General features: G+C 44.6%; 22 protein-coding genes. 18 read left to right on the top strand and 4 right to left on the bottom strand.

The window, feature by feature from the left end:
* Nucleotides 1-126 precede the first annotated feature (126 nt).
* The 5 genes from ABZR88_RS08200 (at nucleotide 127) to ABZR88_RS08180 (ending at nucleotide 3,011) form a co-directional block, all read left to right on the top strand.
* Nucleotides 127-624, top strand: a complete 498-nt coding sequence (locus ABZR88_RS08200; protein ID WP_107828500.1) for a DUF421 domain-containing protein — start codon at nucleotides 127-129, stop codon at nucleotides 622-624.
* A 44-nt stretch (nucleotides 625-668) separates the two neighbouring features.
* Nucleotides 669-1,523, top strand: a complete 855-nt coding sequence (locus tag ABZR88_RS08195) for an SDR family oxidoreductase (RefSeq protein ID WP_107828499.1) — start codon at nucleotides 669-671, stop codon at nucleotides 1,521-1,523.
* Nucleotides 1,524-1,701: 178 nt separating this feature from the next.
* Nucleotides 1,702-1,878, top strand: coding sequence for a DUF6496 domain-containing protein (locus ABZR88_RS08190; RefSeq protein WP_369434717.1), 177 nt, complete (start codon nucleotides 1,702-1,704; stop codon nucleotides 1,876-1,878).
* A 122-nt stretch (nucleotides 1,879-2,000) separates the two neighbouring features.
* On the top strand, nucleotides 2,001-2,285 hold the full coding sequence (locus tag ABZR88_RS08185; protein ID WP_107828498.1) for a DUF3175 domain-containing protein: 285 nt from the start codon (nucleotides 2,001-2,003) through the stop codon (nucleotides 2,283-2,285).
* Nucleotides 2,286-3,011: a DUF72 domain-containing protein gene (locus tag ABZR88_RS08180; protein WP_107828497.1), complete on the top strand. Its 726-nt coding sequence runs from the start codon at nucleotides 2,286-2,288 to the stop codon at nucleotides 3,009-3,011. It begins immediately after the preceding gene.
* Here the strand turns inward: ABZR88_RS08180 and ABZR88_RS08175 are convergent.
* The gene (locus ABZR88_RS08175) at nucleotides 3,008-3,190 is read right to left on the bottom strand and encodes a hypothetical protein (protein WP_146166525.1); all 183 of its coding nucleotides are present in this window, start codon (nucleotides 3,188-3,190) and stop codon (nucleotides 3,008-3,010) included. The genes ABZR88_RS08180 and ABZR88_RS08175 overlap by 4 nt on opposite strands.
* Nucleotides 3,191-3,472: 282 nt before the next feature.
* On the opposite strand from ABZR88_RS08175, the gene ABZR88_RS08170 reads away from it, so the two are divergent.
* From ABZR88_RS08170 to ABZR88_RS08130, 9 genes are all read left to right on the top strand, one after another.
* A complete protein-coding gene (locus ABZR88_RS08170) occupies nucleotides 3,473-4,015 on the top strand; it encodes a ferritin-like domain-containing protein (protein ID WP_107828496.1) in 543 nt (180 codons plus the stop codon).
* A gap of 30 nt (nucleotides 4,016-4,045) precedes the next feature.
* Nucleotides 4,046-4,495, top strand: coding sequence for a PA2169 family four-helix-bundle protein (locus ABZR88_RS08165; RefSeq protein WP_107828495.1), 450 nt, complete (start codon nucleotides 4,046-4,048; stop codon nucleotides 4,493-4,495).
* A gap of 563 nt (nucleotides 4,496-5,058) precedes the next feature.
* Nucleotides 5,059-5,421, top strand: coding sequence for a hypothetical protein (locus tag ABZR88_RS08160; RefSeq protein ID WP_107828494.1), 363 nt, complete (start codon nucleotides 5,059-5,061; stop codon nucleotides 5,419-5,421).
* A gap of 93 nt (nucleotides 5,422-5,514) precedes the next feature.
* Complete coding sequence (locus tag ABZR88_RS08155) at nucleotides 5,515-6,018, top strand: MarR family winged helix-turn-helix transcriptional regulator (protein ID WP_107828493.1); 504 nt, start codon at nucleotides 5,515-5,517, stop codon at nucleotides 6,016-6,018.
* On the top strand, nucleotides 6,009-6,329 hold the full coding sequence (locus tag ABZR88_RS08150) for a helix-turn-helix domain-containing protein (protein WP_107828492.1): 321 nt from the start codon (nucleotides 6,009-6,011) through the stop codon (nucleotides 6,327-6,329). Before ABZR88_RS08155 ends, ABZR88_RS08150 begins: the two co-directional genes overlap by 10 nt.
* Nucleotides 6,330-6,426: 97 nt before the next feature.
* A complete protein-coding gene (locus ABZR88_RS08145; protein ID WP_107828491.1) occupies nucleotides 6,427-9,219 on the top strand; it encodes a TonB-dependent receptor in 2,793 nt (930 codons plus the stop codon).
* A gap of 52 nt (nucleotides 9,220-9,271) precedes the next feature.
* On the top strand, nucleotides 9,272-10,630 hold the full coding sequence (locus ABZR88_RS08140) for a hypothetical protein (protein WP_107828490.1): 1,359 nt from the start codon (nucleotides 9,272-9,274) through the stop codon (nucleotides 10,628-10,630).
* Nucleotides 10,631-11,003: 373 nt separating this feature from the next.
* Nucleotides 11,004-11,513, top strand: coding sequence for a hypothetical protein (locus ABZR88_RS08135; protein ID WP_107828489.1), 510 nt, complete (start codon nucleotides 11,004-11,006; stop codon nucleotides 11,511-11,513).
* 220 nt (nucleotides 11,514-11,733) lie between these two features.
* A complete protein-coding gene (locus ABZR88_RS08130) occupies nucleotides 11,734-13,098 on the top strand; it encodes a DNA/RNA non-specific endonuclease (protein ID WP_211309803.1) in 1,365 nt (454 codons plus the stop codon).
* A gap of 537 nt (nucleotides 13,099-13,635) precedes the next feature.
* Here ABZR88_RS08130 and ABZR88_RS08125 read toward each other — a convergent pair.
* The 3 genes from ABZR88_RS08125 to istA all read right to left on the bottom strand — a co-directional run bounded on the left by ABZR88_RS08125 (nucleotide 13,636) and on the right by istA (nucleotide 17,189).
* A complete protein-coding gene (locus ABZR88_RS08125) occupies nucleotides 13,636-14,736 on the bottom strand; it encodes a hypothetical protein (protein ID WP_369434716.1) in 1,101 nt (366 codons plus the stop codon).
* Between the two features lie 141 nt (nucleotides 14,737-14,877).
* Complete coding sequence (istB, locus tag ABZR88_RS08120) at nucleotides 14,878-15,639, bottom strand: IS21-like element helper ATPase IstB (RefSeq protein WP_107831783.1); 762 nt, start codon at nucleotides 15,637-15,639, stop codon at nucleotides 14,878-14,880.
* A 20-nt stretch (nucleotides 15,640-15,659) separates the two neighbouring features.
* Complete coding sequence (istA, locus tag ABZR88_RS08115; protein WP_369434715.1) at nucleotides 15,660-17,189, bottom strand: IS21 family transposase; 1,530 nt, start codon at nucleotides 17,187-17,189, stop codon at nucleotides 15,660-15,662.
* A gap of 82 nt (nucleotides 17,190-17,271) precedes the next feature.
* Between istA and ABZR88_RS08110 the strand changes: the two genes are divergently transcribed.
* The 4 genes from ABZR88_RS08110 (at nucleotide 17,272) to ABZR88_RS08095 (ending at nucleotide 23,892) form a co-directional block, all read left to right on the top strand.
* The gene (locus ABZR88_RS08110; RefSeq protein WP_369434714.1) at nucleotides 17,272-18,663 is read left to right on the top strand and encodes a response regulator; all 1,392 of its coding nucleotides are present in this window, start codon (nucleotides 17,272-17,274) and stop codon (nucleotides 18,661-18,663) included.
* Nucleotides 18,664-18,907: 244 nt separating this feature from the next.
* Nucleotides 18,908-19,489, top strand: a complete 582-nt coding sequence (locus ABZR88_RS08105) for an RNA polymerase sigma factor (protein ID WP_146166601.1) — start codon at nucleotides 18,908-18,910, stop codon at nucleotides 19,487-19,489.
* Between the two features lie 40 nt (nucleotides 19,490-19,529).
* A complete protein-coding gene (locus ABZR88_RS08100; RefSeq protein WP_107830885.1) occupies nucleotides 19,530-20,531 on the top strand; it encodes a family 43 glycosylhydrolase in 1,002 nt (333 codons plus the stop codon).
* 205 nt (nucleotides 20,532-20,736) lie between these two features.
* Nucleotides 20,737-23,892 carry a SusC/RagA family TonB-linked outer membrane protein gene (locus tag ABZR88_RS08095; RefSeq protein ID WP_107830883.1) on the top strand — a complete coding sequence of 1,052 codons (3,156 nt, stop codon included), beginning with the start codon at nucleotides 20,737-20,739 and terminating at the stop codon, nucleotides 23,890-23,892.
* Nucleotides 23,893-23,900 lie beyond the last annotated feature (8 nt).

Genomic DNA, 23,900 nt, shown 5'->3' with positions numbered 1-23,900 from the left:
GATTCTTCCGACTCTTTCATAAGAAAAGTATTTAACCTAAAAACAACAAACCGGGTACCTGAAATGCTTGCGATTTCAAACATTCCGCCATGAATGTGTTTTTATGATTAAGTAACCGTTAACAACATGAATGCCTGGGTTTATATTTTTGGAGCAGGCGAACAACTAAACGTTCTGCAAATGAGTTGCCGGGGTGCGGCCTTCTTCCTCATCGCCCTAGTGCTGATCCGCATCTCCGGTCGGCGTTCTTTCGGTCTGCGCATGCCGCTGGATAATATCATTACCATTCTGCTTGGCGCCATTATGAGCCGGGCCGTGGTAGGCGCGTCGCCTTTTCTCTCCGTCGTTACGGCCTGCTTCGTTATCGTTCTGCTGCACCGGTTCTTTGCGTGGCTGGGTTCCCGCAACAAACGTTTCAGCCACTGGACGGAAGGCCATAAATTCCGGCTCTATCACGACGGTAAATTCGATCACGACGAAATGCGTCGCGCCCTTATCTGTAAAGAAGACCTGATGCAAGGTGTGCGCCGCTCGGCACTGACCGAAGATATAAAGGAGATCGATGAAGTTTACATGGAGCGTAACGGCGAGATCAGCGCCATTCGCAAAAAAACGAAAACTTAATACCAATCCAGTGGTTAATTTTTTAATTAATAATTAACACCACAATGGCAACTGCAACCCAAACACCTAAAAAGCAAAACAAACAACCCGGCATCGAGGCCACGATGAACCCGGCGCCGGAATATATCAAGGATAGCTATAAGGCTGCCGGAAAGTTACAGGACAAGGTTGCCCTGATTACCGGCGGCGACAGCGGCATCGGCCGTGCGGTGGCCGTGCATTTCGCGGAGGAAGGTGCGGATATCGCTATCGTCTATCTGGACGAAGATATTGACGCCAAAGAAACGCAGCGCCTGGTGGAAGTAGCGGGTAAAAAATGCCTGCTCATAAAAGGCGATGTCAAGAAAGCCGATTTCTGCAAAAAGGCAGTAGCGAAGGCAGTTCAGGAATATGGCCGGCTCAATATTTTGGTCAACAATGCAGGGATGCAGTTCCCGCAAAAGGATGTGAAGGCTATTGACGAGGAACAGCTTGATACGACTTTTCGCACTAACATCTTCGCCTATTTCTATTTTGCTGAAGCCGCACTGGAGCACCTGGAAGTCGGCGATTGTATCATCAATACCACCTCGGTGACCGCCTACCGCTCGTCACCATCGTTAATTGATTATTCTTCCACCAAAGGGGCTATCACCACATTTACCAGATCACTCGCTACCAACCTTACCGAAAAGGGTATCCGCGTAAATGCAGTGGCGCCCGGCCCGGTTTGGACGCCGCTGATCGTATCCAGTTTTGGCGAAGAAAAGATCAAGAGCTTTGGCAGTGAAACAGCGATGAAGCGGGCCGGTCAGCCGTCCGAGCTTGGCCCGGCTTATGTCTTCCTCGCTTCTGATGACGCTTCTTTCATTACGGGGCAGGTCATCCATGTTAATGGCGGCGAAGTGGTCAATGGCTAATAAACAATATAAACATTCATATAATTATGAGTACCAGAGGCAGTAAAGTGGAGCGCCGTTTCGTATCGGATCAGCCCCACGAATAAAACCGACAGCAGCACCAAAGCGGTTAAGGCGGCGAAAGAGTGGTCAGGCAACCAGCGTGCGCGTATTGAAAAACAAATTAATAAATAAAATCATGGCCAAATATTCAGACAAAGCGCAGGACAAGGTCCATAAAGCTTTACACGAGGAAAAGGAAGGTACGCTCAAAAGTGGCAGCGGTAAAAAAGTGACCAGTAGAAAACAGGCAATTGCCATCGGTTTATCTGAGGCGCGTAAAGAAGGTGCAAAAGTACCGAAGAAGAAACATTAAACAAAAATGAAAGCTATCAGAATACATGAGTTCGGTGATCTGGGTACACTGGAACTTGAAGAAATCGAAGTGCCCCAGCCCGCTACAGATGAAGTACTGAACCCGGTAGAAATCTGAAAATTATGACGACAGCAAAAAAATGGTCGGGTGAAGTGACCACACACAGCAACGCCCTCGACCTGGAAAAAGACGTTTTCAAATCGGGCGATCCGGATAAGATCGCGGCCTCGCTAAAGCATTCCGCAGAAAGCAGTAACCGCCGAAAATCGTCGCCTTACCGCAGCGCGATGTCTATGCTGACCTTTTATGAAAACCGCGCCGGCAAGAACCTGGATCATTCGGAAAAAGAGGTATTGGAAAAAGCGAAAGGCAAACTTCGGGAGCTTTTCGGGAAAACCCCTAAATAGATGCAAAACTATTATGCAGGCACCAGCAACCTAATGTTGCTCGTCAAAAACAAATCCTTCTTCCCGGAGGAGTTCAGGGAAGGATCGCGGTTAACTTATTATGCCTCGCTGTTCAATTCTATCGAGATCAACGCCAGTTTTTACCGGATGCCACAAGCACGAACAGTACAGAAATGGTCGGGCGAAGTGCCTGATGATTTCAGGTTTACCTTTAAAATACATCAATCCGTAACGCATGAATTGCCGGGAAGGTTTAATATGCAACCCTTACCTGCATTCATGGATGCTGTCAGTACAAGCGGTAAACGTGGCTGTCTGCTGGTGCAACTCCCGCCTAAATTCGGGCCTGACTTGTTGCAATTGACCGCCTTACTTACCGCATTGCAGCCTTACGGCTGGCAGTTGGCAATAGAGTTTCGGCATAAAGGCTGGTATAGAGAAGAAGTCTATCAGTTGTTGCGCAGCTTCAATGCAGCAATGGTAGCGCATGATATGCAAAAATCGGCAGCGCCGCTGGTATTAACGGCGCAGCATGTATTTCTGCGGTTCCATGGCCCGGAGCCTGGTTATCGCGGCAGCTACACCGGCGACTATTTGCAGGAACATGCTACTTACATACAGGACTGGCTGGCCGAAGGCAGAACGCTTTACGCATACTTTAACAATACCCTGGGCGCTGCGGTGCAAAATCTGCAAACATTGAACAGGCTGGTACATCGGCATTAATCCAATACCATATCTACGGCCGGACGGGTCAGCTCTTTCGTGAGACCACATTCCCGGCTCATCAGATCTGCACTCCAGTCTTTAACGCGGTCTTTCAATACCATTCGCAGTTTGTTGCCAAACATCAGGTAACCGATAAGAGCGGTCGCACCAGCCATCCGTAGTAAATTTTTATACATGACTTAAGCCGTCAGGCCCGAAGAGTTATTAAAAAAATCAGGATTATTTTTCAGGAATTGCAGGCGTGTGTTTTTAAAAACATTCGCGTCCCTGTACAAAAAAGCGGTCACTATTGCTAGCTGAATACTTTTTTTAGTTTTCGGATTAAGTTTGATGATCTTCATAATATTTAACCAGCGATTATCATACCAGATTTAACTATCGTTTCAATTAATTTTTTTTAAAACAAAGTATTTTTTCGCAACGTTTTTACCATACATCAAAACAAAAAGACAAGACCTATGGCAACCAAAAAGCAAATGAAAGCCGAACGCTCTCCCGAAGCGGAAAGCGCGCTGAAAGAATTGTTCATCGATGAACTGAAAGACATTTACTGGGCTGAGCAACACCTGGTAAAAGCCCTGCCAAAAATGAGCAAGGGCGCAACTTCGGACGAACTAAAGAAAACCATCGAAGAGCATCTTACGCAAACTGAAAACCAGGTAGCCCGTTTGGAAAAAGTATTTGAAAGCATTGGCGAGAAAGCTAAAGCCGTGAAATGCGAAGCGATGGACGGCCTGCTGAAAGAAGCCGACGAACTGCTGAAAGAAACAGAGAAAGGCACCGAAGTGCGTGATGTGGCCATTATCTCGGCTGCCCAGAAAGTGGAGCACTATGAAATTGCATCTTATGGCACGCTGCGCACGCTGGCTACCACGTTAGGTTATACTGAAGCTGCCAGTTTGCTGGAAGAAACCCTTAAAGAAGAAAAAACGGCTGATTCCTTATTGACCGAAGTGGCCGAGAACTATGTGAACAAAGCTGCCGCGGCAGAAGTGGAGTAATTTAAAATCAATTAATCATTTATCTATTTTATGGAAACCAAAACAACCTCGGTTCTGAACGAACTGATCGAGATCAACAACGACCGTATCGCCGGTTTTGAAAAAGCGATAGCTGACATTAACGACGAGAACATCGACCTGAAGGAAATCTTCCAGCGTTACGCGGCGCAGAGTCGTGAGAATAGCCAGGAACTTTCAGCTTTGGTTGGTGCCGAAGACAATGACGTGGAAACCGGCACCAGTATGGCCGGTAGTCTGCATCGCGCCTGGATAGACGTGAAATCCATTTTTGGCGGCAGCACCCGCGAAAGCATCCTCTCAGAAGCCGAACGCGGAGAAGACGCCATTAAGAAAGCTTACCGCGATGCCCTGGAAGACCCGGAATTAAGCGCCCAGGCCCGCGAAATAGTGAGCCGTCAGCAGAGTGGCGTCAATGCCGCGCATGACGAAGTAAAGGCACTGCGCGACGCTGCGAAGTAAAAAATTTATTCACCTTGTATAAGCGCTGTCCCAAAACAGCGCTTCTTTTTTACCTGAGACAGCCATAATTTATGACTGTTAGAATTTGTTCCCTTGGGTGCTAAAATTAACGATCATCCTTGTTAAGTTACTCTATATTAGATTGTAGCCCCCCCCCAGGCAGGATTACCATCCTGAAGTGCTTTCAAGCCCCGGAATGCTATATAAGAAAGCCCTCCGTCCATCTGTATGTACCCTCTTCCTAAGAAGTAACAAAGCCTTAAATCTTCCGACTTGAGGCTTTGTTCGGTAACTGGTTGCACAAGTGCTTGTTATCTTTTTGAATAGAATAGTATGCCAGTTTGGTTTTTCACAATTTTCAACAAATGACAGAGATGTTTTGTAACACGCTAAGCATTGCTATTTTAAAAGTGAATTAGGCAATAGCTTAATCGCTCATTGTGCTCAACCTTCCATAAGTCAGCCGATAGACAGCATCAGGTATGTTCTACAGATTTGCAATATCTTAACCTAAATACAACTTAATATTTACACACTGCAGTTATTATTGCCTTGGTTGAATAATGAAAAAAAAATTAAAAGCGGTATCACTCCTACTGCTGAGCATCTATATCTTAGTGCTCAATCCGCTTTTTTCTGTAATAGCCAAAGAGCCTTGCCACAACCGTATTACTATCGAAAGGCATAATTTATGTACTATTCATTTACATAATTCAACTTGGACTTTAATTGCAAACCGCCAGCTCTCATTGCCGCCAAGCACGGTAAAGTGCGAAATAAACGTTTTGTTGTTTGCGGTGATCGTATTAGCAAGTTTAATGCTTTGCTTACAAGGCGTTAAACGTGTTGCTTCTCAATTAAACCAGCATTTTTCCTACCCACCGTTTCCGCCGATCTATCTGCTTAACAGGCTGCTTCTCATCTGAAAAGATCAACAATAAAGCTTCAATACCCCTAAGCTTATTTATTGTTGAACACACCGATCACTCTTTAAGTGATCTGGTTAATTTTTTCACTTTATGGAATTTGGAGAAGAGTTTGGCTTGCAGGCCATGCTCGTACACAAGTCTTTTCACAGTTATTTATATCAATTACTTTCCGAAACAGACCTACAGCATCATTACCAGGTTATTATCATTCTGATACGGTTTAATGGGAAAGCCACGCAAAAACTACTTTGCGAACAACTAAGCGTTGAAAAGTCTAACATGGCCGTAATTATTAACGCCCTTGAAGCTAAAGGTTATGTGAAGCGAGAGGTTAATTACAAAGATCGCCGTGGCAAACTTATTACGTTTACATCTAAAGCGGAAAATGCCATTTTTAAACTGAAGGCGGCTTTTGAACATTTCGAGAAACATGTACTTACAGACATTAGCTGGCAGGAGATGTACAATTGCCTTAGCGTGCTCAAGAAGATCAATGATAACCTATCAACGATGAACGAGATACGGCTCGTAAAAGAAAACCTAGTCGAAAGTTATGGCAATAAAGTTGAGGAGGAGGCTGAAGCATGCCGCTAAATAGTTTCGGGCATTTTATTAAGGCATGCCGTATAACTGCAGGCCTATCTCAAACCATTCTGGCTAGCCACTTAGGTATAGCAAGAGCCCACTTAAGCCGTATTGAATGTGGTAAGAAAAAATTAAGGATAGAAAAGCTGGAAACCCTTTCCCATGCGCTCGACATCAACTTAACAGATCTGAAGAAGGAATTCTACAGCGATATTTTTGCTGAAGAAATATTAAAAAACGATTGCCCGATAACGGTACTCGAAGCTACTAAACAAAAAATAACAAGATCGTACCGCATAAAGAATGGTTATGCCATTTAACCATTCTTAACCATGCATTGAAAAACACTTGTTTTAATGATAACGGCGATTCATCGTGATTAAAAGTAACTCAAAATACTTTTGCAATCAAAAATTTATGGTAAAAATTTTACGCTCCTACTTACTTATTACAATACTTGCGTGTGTCTTCTACAGTTCTGCACAAGCGCAAATTACAGGCAAAATATCAGGCAAGATCACTGACGCTAAAACCGGTGAAAACCTTATTGGTGCTAACTTATTGATACAAGGTACAACCAAGGGCGCGGTTGTCAATGTTAATGGCGACTACGTACTAAATATAGCGCCTGGCACCTATGCCCTGTCAATACAGTATGTGGGTTACAAAAGCCGATCCATCAGCGAAGTACAGGTGCAGGCAGACCAGGTTACTACCTTAAATATCACTCTTGAGCACCAGGGTAAACAGTTGAAGGAGGTGGTCATAGTCCAATCAAAGGCTAGTCGTGAAAAAGAAACTGCACTGCTTGCAGAGCAGAAAAGGTCTGTAGAAATGAAACAGGCCATCGGTTCGCAGGAAATGGCTAAGAAAGGCGTTTCTAATGCCGCTGCTGCTGTTACAAAAACGGCCGGGATCGTTAAATTGGAAAGCACCAAGAACGTGTTTGTGCGCGGACTTGGCGACAGATACAATTCTACATCTCTCAACGGGCTACCGCTGCCTTCAGAAGATCCATTGTACAAAAATATTTCTTTGGATTTTTTTCAGTCCAATATCATCAGAAACATTAACGTCAATAAAACGTTCGGCGCACCTCTTTACGGAGATAATGCCGGAGCGAACATTGATATTTCTTCAAAAGAGCTGGAAGATCGCCGCTTTTTCAGTATTTATTTTGAGGGCGGAGTTAATAGCAATGCCGTTTCGGCAAGCAGGTTTGCGGTTGCAGATGGCGCTTTCAGTTATTTTGGCTTCCTTAAAAATGGAAGGAACACCCCGATCACCGATTTGACCCGGTACACTTTTAATTCGGGTTTTCAAACCGAAAAAGCCTTAAGTCCGATAAATACAAGCTTCAACATCAGCGGTGGCCGTAAGTTCAATTTGGGTAAGAGCACCAACTCACTTTCATTGTTTGGCGTGGCCAGCAATGTGAGCGATTATTCGTACAGGACAGGTTTCATCGGTCAAGCCACAAACACGGGCGATTACCAGCAGGCTATGGACGTGAAACGCTACGATTACAAAACTACACAGTCCTTACTCGGTAATGCAAAATTCAGACATACTAAAGGCAGTGTTTCGTTGAATTCGCTTTTTATTCATAGCGACGCGCAATTTGTAGGAAATTATTTAGGATACAATAAAGACATTAACGATAATCTGGGCTCGGCCGATGCTGAGAATTCGCTAATCGTCCGCCAACAAAACAATAGCAACAATTTATTCTCCAATCAGCTATTGGCAGACTATAAATTCAGTAGTAAAATTAGCGCAAACATCGGCACAGTGTACAGTACTTTGCGTGGAACTGAACCGGACAGAAAAACCAATGCCTATGCCATGACGGCTTCCGGAAGCTATATTTTAAGTGCAAATTCTCCGGGAGATAACAACCGCTTTTTCTCTTTACTTGACGAAAATGATCTGGGTACAAAAGCAGAGGTAAATTATCAATTTAACCCGGATGCAAATTTTCCGGTGGTTTTGACTTTGGGTGGTAATTACAGAAAAACAGACAGGACCTTCAATTTTACGGAGTTCGACTACCAGCAAGGCGGTTTGAGCGTTGACCCGAACAACCCCGATGCTGCACTAAACCAGCAAAACCTTAGCGCAGGAGCGTTCAAACTCATTACTTTATGGAACAGCTCCAACTTAGACCCGATGTATTACATCGGTCATCGCAAAATTGGCGCCGGCTACGCGCAATTAGTTTATCCTGTAAGCGAGAACTTCATTATAGAAGCGGGTTTGCGAAGCGAAAATGTAAAACAAACTATCACCTGGAATACCAACATTACCAGTACAGTAACAGATCTTACTACACCGCCATCGCTTATTGACAAAAATTATTTGCTGCCCAGCTTAAATATGAAATACAGCTTCAACGACAACAACGCGTTGCGTTTTGCAGCAAGCGAAACTTACACCATGCCGCAGTTTAAGGAAATGGCAAATTTTCTGTATAACGACATCAACTTCAATGAACGCGGAAACCCGTATTTGTCACCCTCAAAAGATCACAATGTTGATTTGAAGTATGATCATTATTTATCGAGAAAAGAGATTATTTCTGTGGGCGCTTTTTACAAGAACATCCAAAATCCGATCGTGAGAATGATCATGAACACACCGGGGCTTGATTACTCTTATGTGAATACAAAAAGCGCTAACGTTGCAGGCGCAGAAGTGGAATTAAGGAAAACCTTATACACTTTTAAAGGCAAAAAAAGCACCAGCGATCTTTCTTTCGGATTCAACGCTTCTTATCTGTATAGCCAGGAAGACCAAACCGACGTAACAACGGGTCTTGTATCGGCTACATTTACCAACCAAAAAGGAAAAATGCAGGGCGCTTCTCCCCTGCTCATTAACTCTGATCTGAGTTACAGCATGGATAACGATAAAACATCGCTTTTATCCACCCTGGTGTTTAACTATGCTTACGACAAAGTATTCTCTGTAGGAACAACAGGCCGTGAAAATGTGCTGGAGAAAGCAGTTCCTTCACTTGATATCATCAACAGCTTTGGGTTGAAGAGATCCAAATTAACGATAAATCTTGGCGGAAGAAACCTCCTGGATCCAAAGTTTGAACTAACACAGAGATCCACATCAAACGTGACCGGCAAAACAACAGACGTATTGATAAGCAGCTATAAAAGAGGCATCACACTGTTTTTAGGGCTTAGCTGGCATTTATAGTCATTTATAATCACTCAAGTATTCAATATCAATTTTAAAACAACAAAAGATCATGAAAAAAATGTTTATGTTGGCCGCAATTGCGTTAGCGTTTGCGTCGTGCAGTAAAAAAGACGACACTAACACCCCGGGTGGCGATGGTACTACCCCCACCGGAACAAAAGACGGCTATATCTCATCATTAACAGACCCCGACTACGATGCAAACAACCTGCAAGGCAAAGTAAACGGAAGCTTTACTTTGCCCGCCGGTAATTATAAACTTACAGGACGTTTAATTGTTGTGGACGGTGCCACATTAACAATGAGCCCCGGTACTACCGTTACCGCAACGTCTACCAGTGGAACTGCTGCTACCAGCATATCTGTAGAGGTAAATCAAGGTGGTAAACTAAATGCGGTAGGTACTGCTGCTGCACCGATCCGTTTCATTTCTGCAACCAAAAAACCTGGAGATTGGATGGGTGTGTTCTTGTGTGGCAAAGCTACGCTTGTAAATGCTGCTACCGGAACAAGAGACGGTTCTTATACACAAACAACAGAAATCGGCGACGCACTTTATGGTGGTAATAATAATGCCGATGGTTCAGGTGATCTGGAATATGTAGAAATTGGTTACGCAGGTGCGCGTATCAATGCTACAAAAGAAGGCAACAACCTATCTCTGTATGCACAAGGAACAGGAACAACGCTTAAAAATCTTTGGTTACACGATGGTTCTGATGACAATATCGAATTCTTTGGCGGCACCGTAAACGTTAGTAACGTTTTGGTGGTAAACTCTGCTGACGATACTTTTGACTGGTGTTTAGGTTGGAATGGTACTGCTACCAATGTTATCGAAGTTCGTGAAGCCGGATTTACAGACATTACTAACGGTTCTGGTATGATGGAAGGCGACGGTGGTTTCTCTGACTTAGCTTCTACTCCTGCAATTACAACTAACTTGTCAAATCCTACTTTCACAAACCTTTCAGTAGGCGTTTATAATGCTAACGGTAATGATTCAGGCACTTCAGGTAGTCCTGCTTATGCACTTCGTGCAGGTTTCACCTACCGTACCGGTTGTAAAATAACCATCAACAATGCAAAAGTTCTTTGGGCTGCTACGGCTGCCGCTCCAACAAACGGTTTGATCAAATTTAACGACGGTACAGGCCCAGCTCTTGCTTCTGACGTTAAGATCGATATGAACTACACAGGTCCTAACTTCATCGGTGCAACTGGTGTAACAACATCTACCGGCAGCCCTATTCCGGGTTCAAATTTTGCTGCTACCGGTTCTTACCCGGGATATGCATTTAGCGACTTCTCCAAACTGGTATTCAACAATACTGGCAACACAGGTGCTGACAAATCTGCCTTCGCCTGGACAAGCTACGACTTTGCTACCAAAGCTCCCGGTTTGTAATAAGTATTATTTAAAAATTCCATAAACCACAAAAGCTCCCGGAAAAATCCGGGAGCTTTTGTGGTTTATAGTTTGCTCGCGTTGATCATAGATTGCAACAAATACCTCAATGATCTCTATGCCCGTTGTAAAACCTTGTTGATTTTTTGAGCACGTTGGCCAGCATTAAATGCCATTTTTACGAGATATTTATGGTAAAGCTGAAAGATCTCCAATATTATGCGGTGGCGGCCATTGTTAAAATCCTTTCCGGGTAGCATTTCTCTATATGAAAAAGGCAAAAATGATACTGAATTTAAAGCATATACATTAGACAATACAGGCAATAATATTGCAGCAACACCATGTCCAAATTAATTTAACAACGATAAACATGAAAAAGCTATTTCTCTTAAACTTACTTTTTTTATTCCTTATAACCTCCTGCAAACTAAAGCAGTACCAAGTCAACCATAACATCAATATAAAAATGCCGCCTGGTGCGGTGGTTGTACCCAAAGATCAGTTGACAGGCGGAAGAAAGGCATTTCAGGTTGCTGATGCGGTTTACTCCTACCAGGATATGTTAATCGTTTTAACACAAAACACTGATGAGCAACTTAAAGGTGTACCACTGGACAAATACAAAGCCACGAGAGTATACCAGTTGAGGAATATCTTAAAAATCCAATCGGCAAATATTGAAGTCTACGATAGCAAAAAATTTTTAATTATTGACAGCGACAGAAAATCAGACGGAAAAAACATCGGCGAATATTCGTTTGTCAGCGATACGGAAATAAATAAACCCATATTAGTAGGATTCATTCACTATGACAGGGCTACCCAGGAACGTCAGGCAAAGAAGTTAATGAAAACCATACTGATGCACGTGACCGATTGATTAGCCAAATATTTCTTTGATTCTATTAAAACGCTGTTGTTTGGAAAAATGACAGCATTTTTATTTTGATAGAAAACGAGAACTTTTAAAGGGTGTTTAACGTATAACAAAACCGGAAACAGCAAGCCTGGCAAGGTTAATCAATTGGCCATCTCTCCTTAACATCCGGTTCATATAAGAGTTGCAATTTTATTTTTCTGCTCAAAAACAAACCATTAACATGAAACTAAAACATTTACTTGCCCTGCCGGCGGCGGCTATGCTATTGCTTTCTTCCTGTGCGAAAAATCAAACCATTGTACCGGTATCCGTTGCTGAACAGACTGTGTCTACCACCAAACTAAAAACCGAAGCTATTACCCAGACCATTGATGAGACTTTTGAGTCTGGTACTAAAGGCGCTTATGCAGCAGCGGACGTGTCGTTAAGCAGCGGCAGCTGGAATATGGACAATGCTTTGATCGGTACGCTGAGTACAGATCATAAGAACGGTAGCAAAAGCGTACGTATCACGAGCACTGGTACCATGACCATGAATTTTAATGTGAACACCGGTGCCTCCACCGTGACCATGCAATATGCGGTTTACGGTTCTGATGGCGCGTCAACTTTCCAGTTATGGCAATCGACCAACAGCGGCTCTTCTTATACCCAGGTGGGTTCAACCATCACGGCTTCATCAACTACTTTGGCTACGGCTACTTTTACCGTGAATACATCGGGTACGATCCGCTTTCAGTTACGTAAGGTGTCAGGTGGCTCGAACCGAATCAATATCGATGACTTTACCGTTAACAGCTATGATAGCGGTTCGGGTGGCGGCGGTTCTACCGGTGACAATACCAACCTGCTGCTGGGCAACCCAAGTGGTGCGGTATCGAGTGTAACAATGGCCCCTAACAACTACCTGTGGGACCAGACCTATTTTGTGGAAAGTTATAACAGCACCCGCGGCGAACCTAACTGGGTAAGCTGGTATCTGGGTGCTAGTTCACTGGGTTCAACCGCCCGCACCGACGCTTTCCGTGCTGACCCTAACCTGCCTTCGGGCTGGTATGCGGTACAAAGCACCAGTTATTCTGGCAGCGGTTTTGACCGTGGTCATAACTGTCCGAGCGCGGATCGCACAACAACGACTACAGCCAATGAGGCGACTTTCCTGATGACCAATATGATCCCGCAGGCACCGAATAACAACCAGCAGACCTGGGCGAACTTTGAGAACTACCTGCGTTCACTGGTCACTGCCGGTAACGAAGTGTATATTGTGATGGGCAACTATGGTACCGGTGGTACTGGCTCAAGTGGTACCGCTTCTTCGGTTGATAATGGTCACGTGGCCGTGCCATCAAACGTTTGGAAAGTGGCGGTAGTGATCCCAAATGGTAATGGGGACTTAGCACGCATCACGTCCTCGACCCGCGTAATCGCGATCAATACTCCAAATATTAACACGATCAACAGCGATTGGAAAACTTATCGTTGTACCGTGCGCAGTATTGAATCTGCTACCGGCTATAACTTGTTGTCAGCCCTTCCGCAATCCGTTCAGGATGCGGTGGAGACGGTGGTAGATAATCAATAAAAGTTTAATCCAAAAGCAGAAAAGCCACGCGATGTGTCTGGCTTTTCTGTTAATAGGATTGACGCCGACTTATTCCGACGATACTCTTGGCTTGATCAGCTGACGATGAAAAAATTACCGTTATTTCTATTTAGAGTTTATTTCCGCCAACCTCATAAATAAGATCGTACATGATAACAGAACCATAAGGAATTTCTTCGTCCAAAGACAAAAATCTACTTATATATGAAAAAAGAGAGATTTTCTAAGACTCTCCCTCTGGGTGGAGCCGGAGGGACTTGGGTCGAACACCTTGTGCCTCTTTTAATGTTTTTAGATGGCTTAAAAAACATTAAATAATTCCTTCGAGGGGGGCAAATACCATTTACCAACCAGCGTTCGAACTATTTAAAAGATTCAACGAAATATTGATTTAGTCTTTGAATCGCTTCCATCATGTGAAAGCGATTCATCATTACTGGTCCGGATAATCTTCCTGCATAAGTATCATTTTTTTCATATTGAAAAAGGTCAGCAATTGCTGACCTTTTTTGTTCCTTATGATTTAGTGAGAAGCTTGATCCTTCCGCTGACAAATGCAATCCAATCTTTTAATTCGACGTTGAGAGGTCTTGCTACACGCGAGTAGGTGGAAGCGATCATTCTAATCGTATCTTCTGAGACCAGGCCCGAATACGATTGAACTGCTTTGATCAATTTGGTATCTAGCCATTTACTAATCTCGTTGGTTTTGATATCCCCTGATGCGACAAGTTTATTTGCAAAGCTTTTTTGAGCGAACTTGTCTAGTCGGTCTGTAATAAAAATGTCCAAATAAAAATCTGACAATACTTCTTTCGTAACAGGTGTCAACATTGACCAAAGCGGTTCCAGTAATTCTGTGATTCTGTTTTCATCATCCCATTGACTGATCTCACTAAATTTTTTGACTACAAATTGCTCAAACTTGCTTCTTTCTGAAACAGCAAGCCCTATAAAGTAAGGGGTAAAAAGAGTGATAAACGGCTCTGCGGCGTATTCTTCGAAATGTGCAGGGATAAGATTATTGTAAAAGTTAGCTGCTTGTTTCAACATAGTCATCTTGTCGGCACGATACAATTCAAGAAAAGTTCTAAAGTTTTGACGTCGCGTTGGGTCAAATGTCCTTCGACTATCTTGCAAAACTTTATAGTAATGATTTAGTACATAGTTGTACACAATGTTAAATGTGTCAACATCTCCTAAGCTAAGTTCTGCAGCTAAGCGATCTTTATCGATAGCCGATCCAAGTAGTTGCTGAGTGATAAATTGTCGAGCGTCACTATTAATATCAGCGGTGGGCGCATCTGTCGTCGGCTTAATTCTTGTCTCTAAGAATTTACTGACTGGATAATGAACGACATTGTCATAAGAAAGGATTTTGATGACGTGAGCGATGTATTCCCTGAATTTAAAATCCCTTTTGAATATCATGTCCAGGTCCTCTCCATGAATGACAATGACGGACTGTCTGCGACCCTTATTCAAAGCGCCAATGAAATTTTCGCTTAACTCATTCCTGGAAATAAATATGCCAAGTGTGCCGTGAAATTTATTCTCAATTTTCCCGATGAAGGCGTATAATTCGGAGGCGGCCAGATCTGATTTGACCCATTTCATCTCCAAAAGGAAAATGCGGCCAAGTACCTCTATTGTATAATACGGAGAAGTTGACCAGGTGATTCCGTGGCAAATTGACCACCCAAAGTGCTGGCGAACGAGCGCAGCGAACGCTGTAGAAGCGTTGTCAAAAGTAGTTATTTAAAGTGTGTTTTGCAGATAGCTTTTTTCGGGCTCTGCGGGCCTTCTTTTTCTCATCGACTCTCCCTTTAGTTCCATCCGGTGCGCATCATGCACGATGCGGTCGAGGATAGCATCAGCGATCGTCTTTTCACCAATGACCTCATACCATTTACTGACCGGCAGCTGAGAGGTGATGATCAGGGATGTCTTACCGTGCCTGTCCTCAATGATCTCCATCAGTGCGGCCCTGCTCTGCGCATCAAAAGGTTGTATACCGAAGTCATCCAGGATCAGTAGTTGCTGGCGTTCCAGTTTGGCTACATCCTTCATGTAGGAACCATCTGCCTTGGCCATCTTCAGCTTAGCAAAGAGTTTGGGTGTGCTGGCATAGAACACGCGGTAACCCAGTATGCAGGCTTGGTGTCCGATAGCAGAAGCGATATAGCTTTTGCCGATACCGGTGCTGCCTGTGATCAACAGGTTCTCATTCCGGTCAATAAAGTGGCAGTCTGCCAGGCGCATTACCTGATTGCGGTCGATACTACGGTCGGCATGGTAGTGGATGTTCTCTACCGAGGCCTTATAGCGGAACTTAGCATACATGATCGTACGCTCTATGCGCCTGTTCTGCCGGTCGTCCCATTCGGCCTCTACCAGGTGGGCCAGCAGTTCATCAGTGGTGTATTCTGCGGTCTGTCCCGTTTCCAGGCAGCTTTTAAAGGCATGGTACATGCCATAGAACTTCAGTTTGCGAAGTTTGTCTAAGGTGTTCGTGTTCATATCGATCTGTTCATTAATGGTTATTTATAGTAGTTCTCTCCCCGGATATTGTCATGGCTGGGCATAGGCAGCTCGTCAGCAAATAAGCTTTCCTCGTAGCTGTCCATCTTGTTCTCCAGTATCTGCTGTATGGTCTTGTAGTTGTACACGCCATAGCCGAGCGCACGCCTGCAAGCGCTGGCCAGCCTTTCGTTACCTGCCTTGCGCGCCAGGCTGAGGATACCGATACAGGAGCGGTAAGCTTGTTCCGGATGTTGCTTTCGGTCCAGTATCTTCAGGATGTAAAGCCTCACATCCTCGTGAATGGATGCTGCCCATTCCAGGAACTTATCGGGTGTCCATTCGGTCATAAAGCGGTGTGTCGAAGCCAGGTGATCTTTATCCGTTGTGTAGCTGTAAGGGCTTTTGATGCGCCTGTGCATGGCGATGCGTTCATAGTGGTAGTAGACTTCTACGTTGGTGCGGGAATACAGCAGTTTGACCTTCCTGCCGATAAAGCGGTACGGTACGCTGTAGTAGTGTTTGTCGATACCCAGACAAACATGTCCGTTCTTCATTACAGTGGCCTGGTGCTGCCGTTTGAACTCATAACGTAATGCCGGTAATGGCGAGAGTGCCTGGCGTTCTATCTCCTCGAACTGGAGCTTTCTGCTGTAATTGCGGCCTTTCAGCGGCTGGCTGTTATGTGCTTCTAAAGCGACCTTGATCGCGATATTCAGTTCTGCAAGGGTATGATAGGCCTCTTTGCGAACAGGTGCGTAGATACGGCTGTAAACGATCTTAACGGCTCCTTCTACCAGTGCTTTGTCACGAGGGTGGTACGCCCTCGCTGGTAAGATGGTCGTTCCGTAATGGTCGGCAAAGTCAGCAAAGGTCTCGTTCAGCGTTGGCTCATAGCGGTTACTCTTGGTAACGGCAGCCTTCAGGTTGTCGGGAACGATGGCGGCAGGTACGCCGCCATAAAAGTGCAGGGCATTCTCACAGGCTGCTATAAAGTCTTCTTTCTGCTGGCTCAGCACAGCTTCTACGTAAGTTAGTTGGCTGGCGCCAAGGATAGCAACGAACACCTCGGCCTCGATGACCTCACCGGTATCCTTGTCCGCTATGCTTAGCTTTTCACCGGCAAAGTCCACATACAGCTTATCACCGGCTTTATGATCCAGGTGCATCGTGGGGTTCACGCGGGCTTTCCACTGGTTGTAATAAAAGCAGAATTGGGTGTACTTGAACCCGTCAGGGAACTCTTTGATATAAGCTTCCCACAGGATGCGGCGGTTCATACCGACACGCTTTAACTCTTTATCTATCTGCGGGAAACAGCGTTGCAGGGCCACCATTCGCTTGTCCGGGGGACGTTCACTGCTTTTGCCAAAGAAGTCCTCCAGCTCCTTATCATTAAGGGTATTGATTTCCTCGAACGTAAAGCCGCTGGCATCGAACGCAATAAGGTACTTCTTTGCGGTATTGCGTGACACGCCGGTCTGGGCCGCTATCGATAGCTTGCTGCGGCCCTGGCTGTACATCCTGAGGATCTGTCTTATCTTACTCATGCTTATCGTAGTGTTGGCCATTAGTGAAGTTGTTAAACCTCAAAAATAGGCCTGCTTCTACAGCATATGTGGCTCGTTCGGGGTGGTCAGTTTCCTCCGAAATCAGGTGGTCACTTTCCCGCGGAATCGGTGGTCAGTTTGCGCCGAAATCAGGTGGTCAATATCAGCGAATTCTCCAGACCTACCTACTGAGCCTATTGTAATTTATGGTGACCGTGAAAAAATAGAGATTATTCTGTTCAACCTAATCTCCAATGCGATCAAATACACGCCAAACGGAGGCAGGGTAACGGTGCTGCTCGATGATCAGGAAGCAGTTGTTGTTTTAAAAGTAGCTGACGATGGTCCGGGTATCCCTGAAGATATCTCCGGCCGGATCTTTGACAAATTTTACCGGGCCGCTAACCAGGGCAAACGTGGTGGATTTGGCATCGGCCTGTATCTGGCACAACAGTTTAGCCGCAGGCACCATGGTGATCTGTCATTTCAGACCAGTATTGGTGAAGGAACAACCTTTTTTCTCCAATTGCAAAAAGGCACCGTACATTTTAAAGGCGTGCCAATCAATAAAGAGGTTACACAGATCTCTCCGCTATTAGACGAATTAAAGGAGGATGGTCAGCCCCACGCCTCCCCTATGGCTACAGATCAAACCGGTTTTAAAAAAGAACCTATTCTTTCAGATAAAAAGACCATTCTGGTTGTTGACGATGACGACGAGATTCGAAAATATATACGCAGCATTCTGGAATCTTCTTATACCGTTTTTGAGGCCGACAACGGTCAGACCGGCCTGACAAAAGCAAATGAAAAACTACCAGATCTGATCATCTGCGATGTGATGATGCCGGGCTTAAACGGCATTGAATTATGCTCCATGATCAAGAACGATCAACGACTAAGCTATATTCCTATGATTCTGTTGACGGCAAGTTCTTCGCCGGAAAGTAAGATCAAGGGCCTGGAAAGTGGCGCCGACGATTATATACAAAAACCATTTGAGAAAGATGTGCTACTCGCCAGAATTGCCAACCTGTTGCAGACTCGCGAAAATTTACAGCACTACTTTTTTAATACGGTTACCCTTAAGTCGGCCAATGTTGCCATTTCCGAAGAATACCGGCAATTCATGGAAAAGTGTATCGATATCGTTGAACGGCATATTATGGACGAAGACTTTTCCATCAAGGTGCTGGCCGCAGAGATCGGCATGAGCCACTCTAATTTATACCGCAAAGTAAAATCGCTATCCGGCCATACGATCAACAGTTTTATTCGCTATATCCGTTTACGCAAAGCAGCCGAACTACTCATTCAATCCGACATGAATGTTAACGAAGTAGCCTATCAAACCGGGTTTAGCAGTATCAAATATTTTCGTACACAGTTCTGTAAGTTGTTTGGCGCCAACCCTTCTGACTTCCTTAAGCAAAAACGGCCTGTTTTTAAGAAAAAATTCAATGTAATTGACTGATTATCAAAAACTAAATCAAATTTAAAATTACTTAATCCATTTAGAAAAGCTGCAAAATTGTCGAATTTGTGCCGCCTAAATGGCTAATTTATGCCCCACTGTTCCCGCAAATTCCCCTCATATTAGCATTTACAAACCAATTATTAAGCCTGGAGCTAAAGCTACTTAATCGATTTTGTCAGATGTTAAAAAGTATGCTTGTGTTCCTTCGGACTTAAAAGAATTAAAATTCTTAGATGCCCTTATGAACAATAGCAGTCAGTTAACCAAATGGTGGGAAGAAACCCTTGACGGGAACGCCAGATCTTTCAACTGTATTCATGATAATCTTTACGCCGGTCTTTTCTTTTATCTGTTAAAGATCGTTAAGGATGAAGATGCAGCACAGGATATCTTACAAGAGCTTTTCATTAAACTCTGGGAGCGAAAGGAACGCCTCGGACGGATAACCAACGTTAAATACTATTTCTATAAATCTGCACGGTCTTGCGCTATTAATTATTTAAAAGCCGCCCGGCCGGAGCTACTCGATCTGCAAAGCCACCAATGCATCGACATTGAATTTTCTCCTGAAGACATCATTGTGAACCGTGAAACAGGCATACAAGCGCAACACCTGCTGGCCAACGCGCTTAACCTGCTTCCAAAACGTCAAAAAGAAATGATCTTCCTGAAATATTTCGACGACTGGACCTATGATCAGATTGCCGAGGCAACCGGGTTACAATATCAGTCGGTTGTTAACCACGTCCATCGGGGCATCAATCAGATGCGACATATCATCACGGAGAACAAAAGGCTGGCAAAGCCGGAGTTAGCGATTTAAAATCATTTACATTATTCATATTTCCAATTAGACCCTCATAATGTTGAGAAGCAAATTACTTATAACAACGATTACTTTTTTAGGCCTGCTGAACCTGAGTCAGTCGGCCTTGGCTCAGAAATTAGACCGGATCAATCCAGGCGAGGTATGGCCGGATGACCGGGGCGCTCACATCCAGGCACACGGCGGAGGAATTACCAAAGTAAAAGACACCTATTACTGGTATGGGGAAGAAAGAAGGCAGGACTTGGATAGCAACAGGAGATACGTAAGCTGTTATGCCTCGAAAGACCTGACGAACTGGAAATTTAAAGGCGATGTAGTTGCTTTTACTGATCCGGAAAATCTCGGCCCCCGCTGGATTCTGGAAAGGCCTAAAGTCTTTTTTAGTAAGAAGACCGGAAAGTATGTGATGTACTTTCATTTGGATAATTCGACCTATAAATATGCGCGTGTCGGAATCGCTATTTCTGACAAGCCTGATGGCAAATTCAGCTATTTGAAGAGTTTCCGGCCACTGGGACATGAAAGCAGGGATATCGGACAATTTATTGACGATGACGGCGCGCCGTACCTGATATTCGAAGACCGGCCATTGGGCTTTCATATAGTTAAACTGACAGCAGATTGCCTGGATATAGAAAAAGAGGTTAGTCTGATCCGGGAACACATGGAAGGTGGTGCTATCGTGCACTATAAGGGATTGTATTACGCCATAGGATCTGCATTGACCGGGTGGCGCCCTAATCCCAACCGCTATGCGACCGCAAGATCGCTTGAAGGCCCATGGTCAGAATTTCAGGACCTGGCGCCGAAAGAAACGAACACATATGGCTCGCAATCGACCTTACTCCTTAAAGTTGCCGGCCGCAGGGATACTACGATATTATTTTTAGGCGATATATGGAAGCCGAAAACACAATGGGATTCCCGGTATTTATGGATGCCGGTAGAAATCGGCAGCGGGAAGCTATGGCTTCCGCAACCAGGTCCATTCAAGATCAACGTGCGGGAGGGCACTACAATTAAGATCAATAACTAAAGACTTTGCCCTTTTGCCTTGGTTTATTTTTAGAGACAAAAGGGCCGAAAGGCCCTTTTGTCATTCCATCCAATATAAGGCATAAATATAAGACGCTATGATTTTCATATTGAATTAAAGAGTATAAGACTACAGTAATTATGTCATATAAGCTGAAGCGCTCAAATAACAAACTTTCAACCAATTAATTAAACAATCAATAGTTATGACAAAAGCAGTACACCCCAAACCGTTTACGGTAATCATTACCCTGCTGCTGGCGATGTTAACACTTCATGGCTTCAGCCAGTCTACCGTCTCCGGACAAATTACAGACGGTAAAACCCATGAAACCGTTATCGGCGCAACCATCAGGGTAAAAGGAACATCTACCGCAGTTGCGTCAGATGGCAGTGGCAATTTTAAAATCGCCGCCACACAGGGCGCAATTTTGCAAATTAGTTTCCTTGGTTATAACAACCAGGAAGTAACGGCAAATACCAAATCATTCATGCATATCGCATTAACACCCGTAGCCAACGACTTAAATGAGGTGATTGTGGTAGGTTATGGTACCAAAAAGAAAGAAACCCTAACCGGGGCTATATCTCAGGTTGGTGCCGAGGTATTTAAAGACAGGCCTGTGCCCAACGCTGCATTAGCTTTGCAGGGCGAGATACCGGGCCTGGTCATCACCAGAAACTCACCACGCCCGGGAAACGAGGGTTTGGCCATCAGGTTGAGAGGTGAATCCTCCACGTCGGCCGTATCACCGCTGATCATTATCGATGGTGTACCAACAGTAGCTGATTTTGAACTCAGTACCCTTAACCCTAATGATATTGAATCTGTAACCGCACTTAAAGATGCGTCTGCAGCCATTTATGGTGCGCGCGCACAGGGCGGTGTTATTCTGATCACTACCAAACGGGGCAAAGGCAAAGCACAGGTTACTTACAATCCAAGCTTTAGTCTGAACACCATTGCCAAGAGTGTGCCATGGGGCAACATGTCAGAATGGGCACAATTATATTTGCAAACTTCAACGCAGGATCGTGTCGATGCCTCTGGTAACCCGATTCAATATCTACCCCAATGGACATTAGCCAACCTGCAAAGAATGGCCAATGGCGAATCATTCGACTATACTCAGCCGAGCGGCTTGGTTTCGCACTATGGAGATAATAACTGGCAGAACGCTCTTTATGGAAATTCATTCTCCGAAATACACAATCTGTCTTTAAGAGGCGCTACCGATAAAACCGCTTATGCGGCTTCATTAGGATATTCCAATAACAAATCGATCTTAAAAACGGCTTATGACGGTGAAATTAAATATAATGCCCGCTTTAATTACGACTACGATCTGTCAAAGAATGTAAAATGGTCATCCGGTATCTCTTACGATACACGTACTGTGCAGAGTCCTAAAAATGGTGTTGGTGCGGGATTTTTTGACGCGCCTATTTTCCCGGTGTATAATGTCAACGGCAACTATTATGATGACTATGGTTACCGGAATCCAGTGGCAATGACCCAGGCGGGAGGACGAATCAGAAATACAGATAATTTCTTTCGCTTCAATACTAAATTATCTGTGAAAGTTTTTGACGGGCTTACTTTAAGCGGTACTGCGGCCATTACCAAACGGGATGGCATGAACAACTCTTATAACCAAACCTACAACCTGTACAGTTGGACCGGCGACCGCGTTACATCGACCCAATATAATCCCGCAGCTGTTAGTGAGGTTATTGCCAATACCATTTATGACAACTTTGGTGTGTTTGCCGATTATAACAAATCGATCCAGGGAAAACATAATTTCGCCCTGACTTTGGGTAGTACGGCTGAGAAGCAGGAAGACCGGACCTTAAGCGCCGGACGTACCGGTTTACTTTATCCGGGATTATTTGACCTGAATACCGCTACGCCAGTAAACGCAACCAATGGCAGTTCTGATGTGAAGGTGGGCCTAACCTCCTATATCGGCAGGTTTGATTATGACTATAATAAACGCTATCTGATCGAAGCCATTGGGCGTAGTGACGCCTCGTCTCGCTTTGACCCTGATCACCGCCGTCAGAATTTTTACGGCATCTCGGCCGGGTGGGTAATTTCGGAAGAGCAGTTTATGAAACCCCTGAAGTTTCTGAACTATCTGAAAGTCCGCGGCGATTATGGAGAAACAGGTGGTTTAGGTGGCGGCACTAATGGTTTGTCCAGTACCAACGGAGCTATCGGCGCATTTAACTATGTTTCAAGCATCGGTTCCGGTACTGCCCTTTTTGGTAGCTCTGCAGCCACCCAGGGCACCAACTTTATCTCCAATATCAACAACCTGCAGTTAACCTGGGAAAGGATGCTGAACAAGGATATTGGTCTAGACTTCACCTTGCTGAATAATAAGTTAAGCGGCTCATTTGATATCTATGAGCGCAAAAATACCGGCTTGATCTTAAGTTTAATTTATCCAGGCGTTCTGGGAGCAAATGCGCCGCCAAGCAACGCCGGTGATTTGCGTGTGCGCGGCTTCGATGCTAATATCAACTGGCGCGATAAAATCGGAGAAGTGTCTTATAACATCGGCATCAATTTTAGCAACAATAAAAACCTGCTGATTAAGAGAGCTGGAGCAACGGCCATTGCCCAGGGTCAAAATGCTCCGTTACAAGGCTATCCGTTAAACTCCCTGTTTGTATATCAAACCGCTGGATATTTCCCTACTCAGGCAGCTGCTGATGCTTATTACACCAAGTACACAGCAACTACCGTGGGCAATTTAGGCTCAATGACCGGTAATAGTAAGTTAAGGGCCGGAGACCTGAATGTAGTCGACCGTAACGGCGACGGTGTTATTAATATGAGCGACTTATATTTTGCCGGCGACGCAGATCCGCATTATACATTCGGGACAAACCTTGGTGCGCAATGGAAAGGCTTTGATCTTTCTGCCTTTTTTCAGGGTGTGCTTAATCAGAACTTATTGCGAGGTGGCAACGCCAGGGCCCCATTCTTCAGGAACTACCTTGATATTAATACCTATTACGTTGGTAAGACCTGGACACCAGACAACACCGGTGCTGCATATCCAAGACTATCATTTGATAACAATCGCAACAACTGGAACTGGCAGTTCAATGATGTTAATATTCAAAACCTGCGATATGTGCGCCTGAAATCATTGATCCTGGGCTACACGTTGCCTAAGACGCTGATCAGCAGGGTTGGCCTGAGCCGGGTACGCGCCTATCTTTCTGGTAATGACCTGCTGACATTTTCATCTATTAAAGACGGCTTTGATCCGGAACGTGGCAGCTCTTCAGACAGCAGCTATCCATTTATCAAGACTTATACCTTCGGTTTAGAGGTTGAATTTTAAAAATTGAG

Source organism: Mucilaginibacter yixingensis, assembly GCF_041080815.1.
Taxonomy (GTDB): domain Bacteria; phylum Bacteroidota; class Bacteroidia; order Sphingobacteriales; family Sphingobacteriaceae; genus Mucilaginibacter; species Mucilaginibacter yixingensis.
This window is presented reverse-complemented; position numbering and strand designations above follow the sequence as displayed.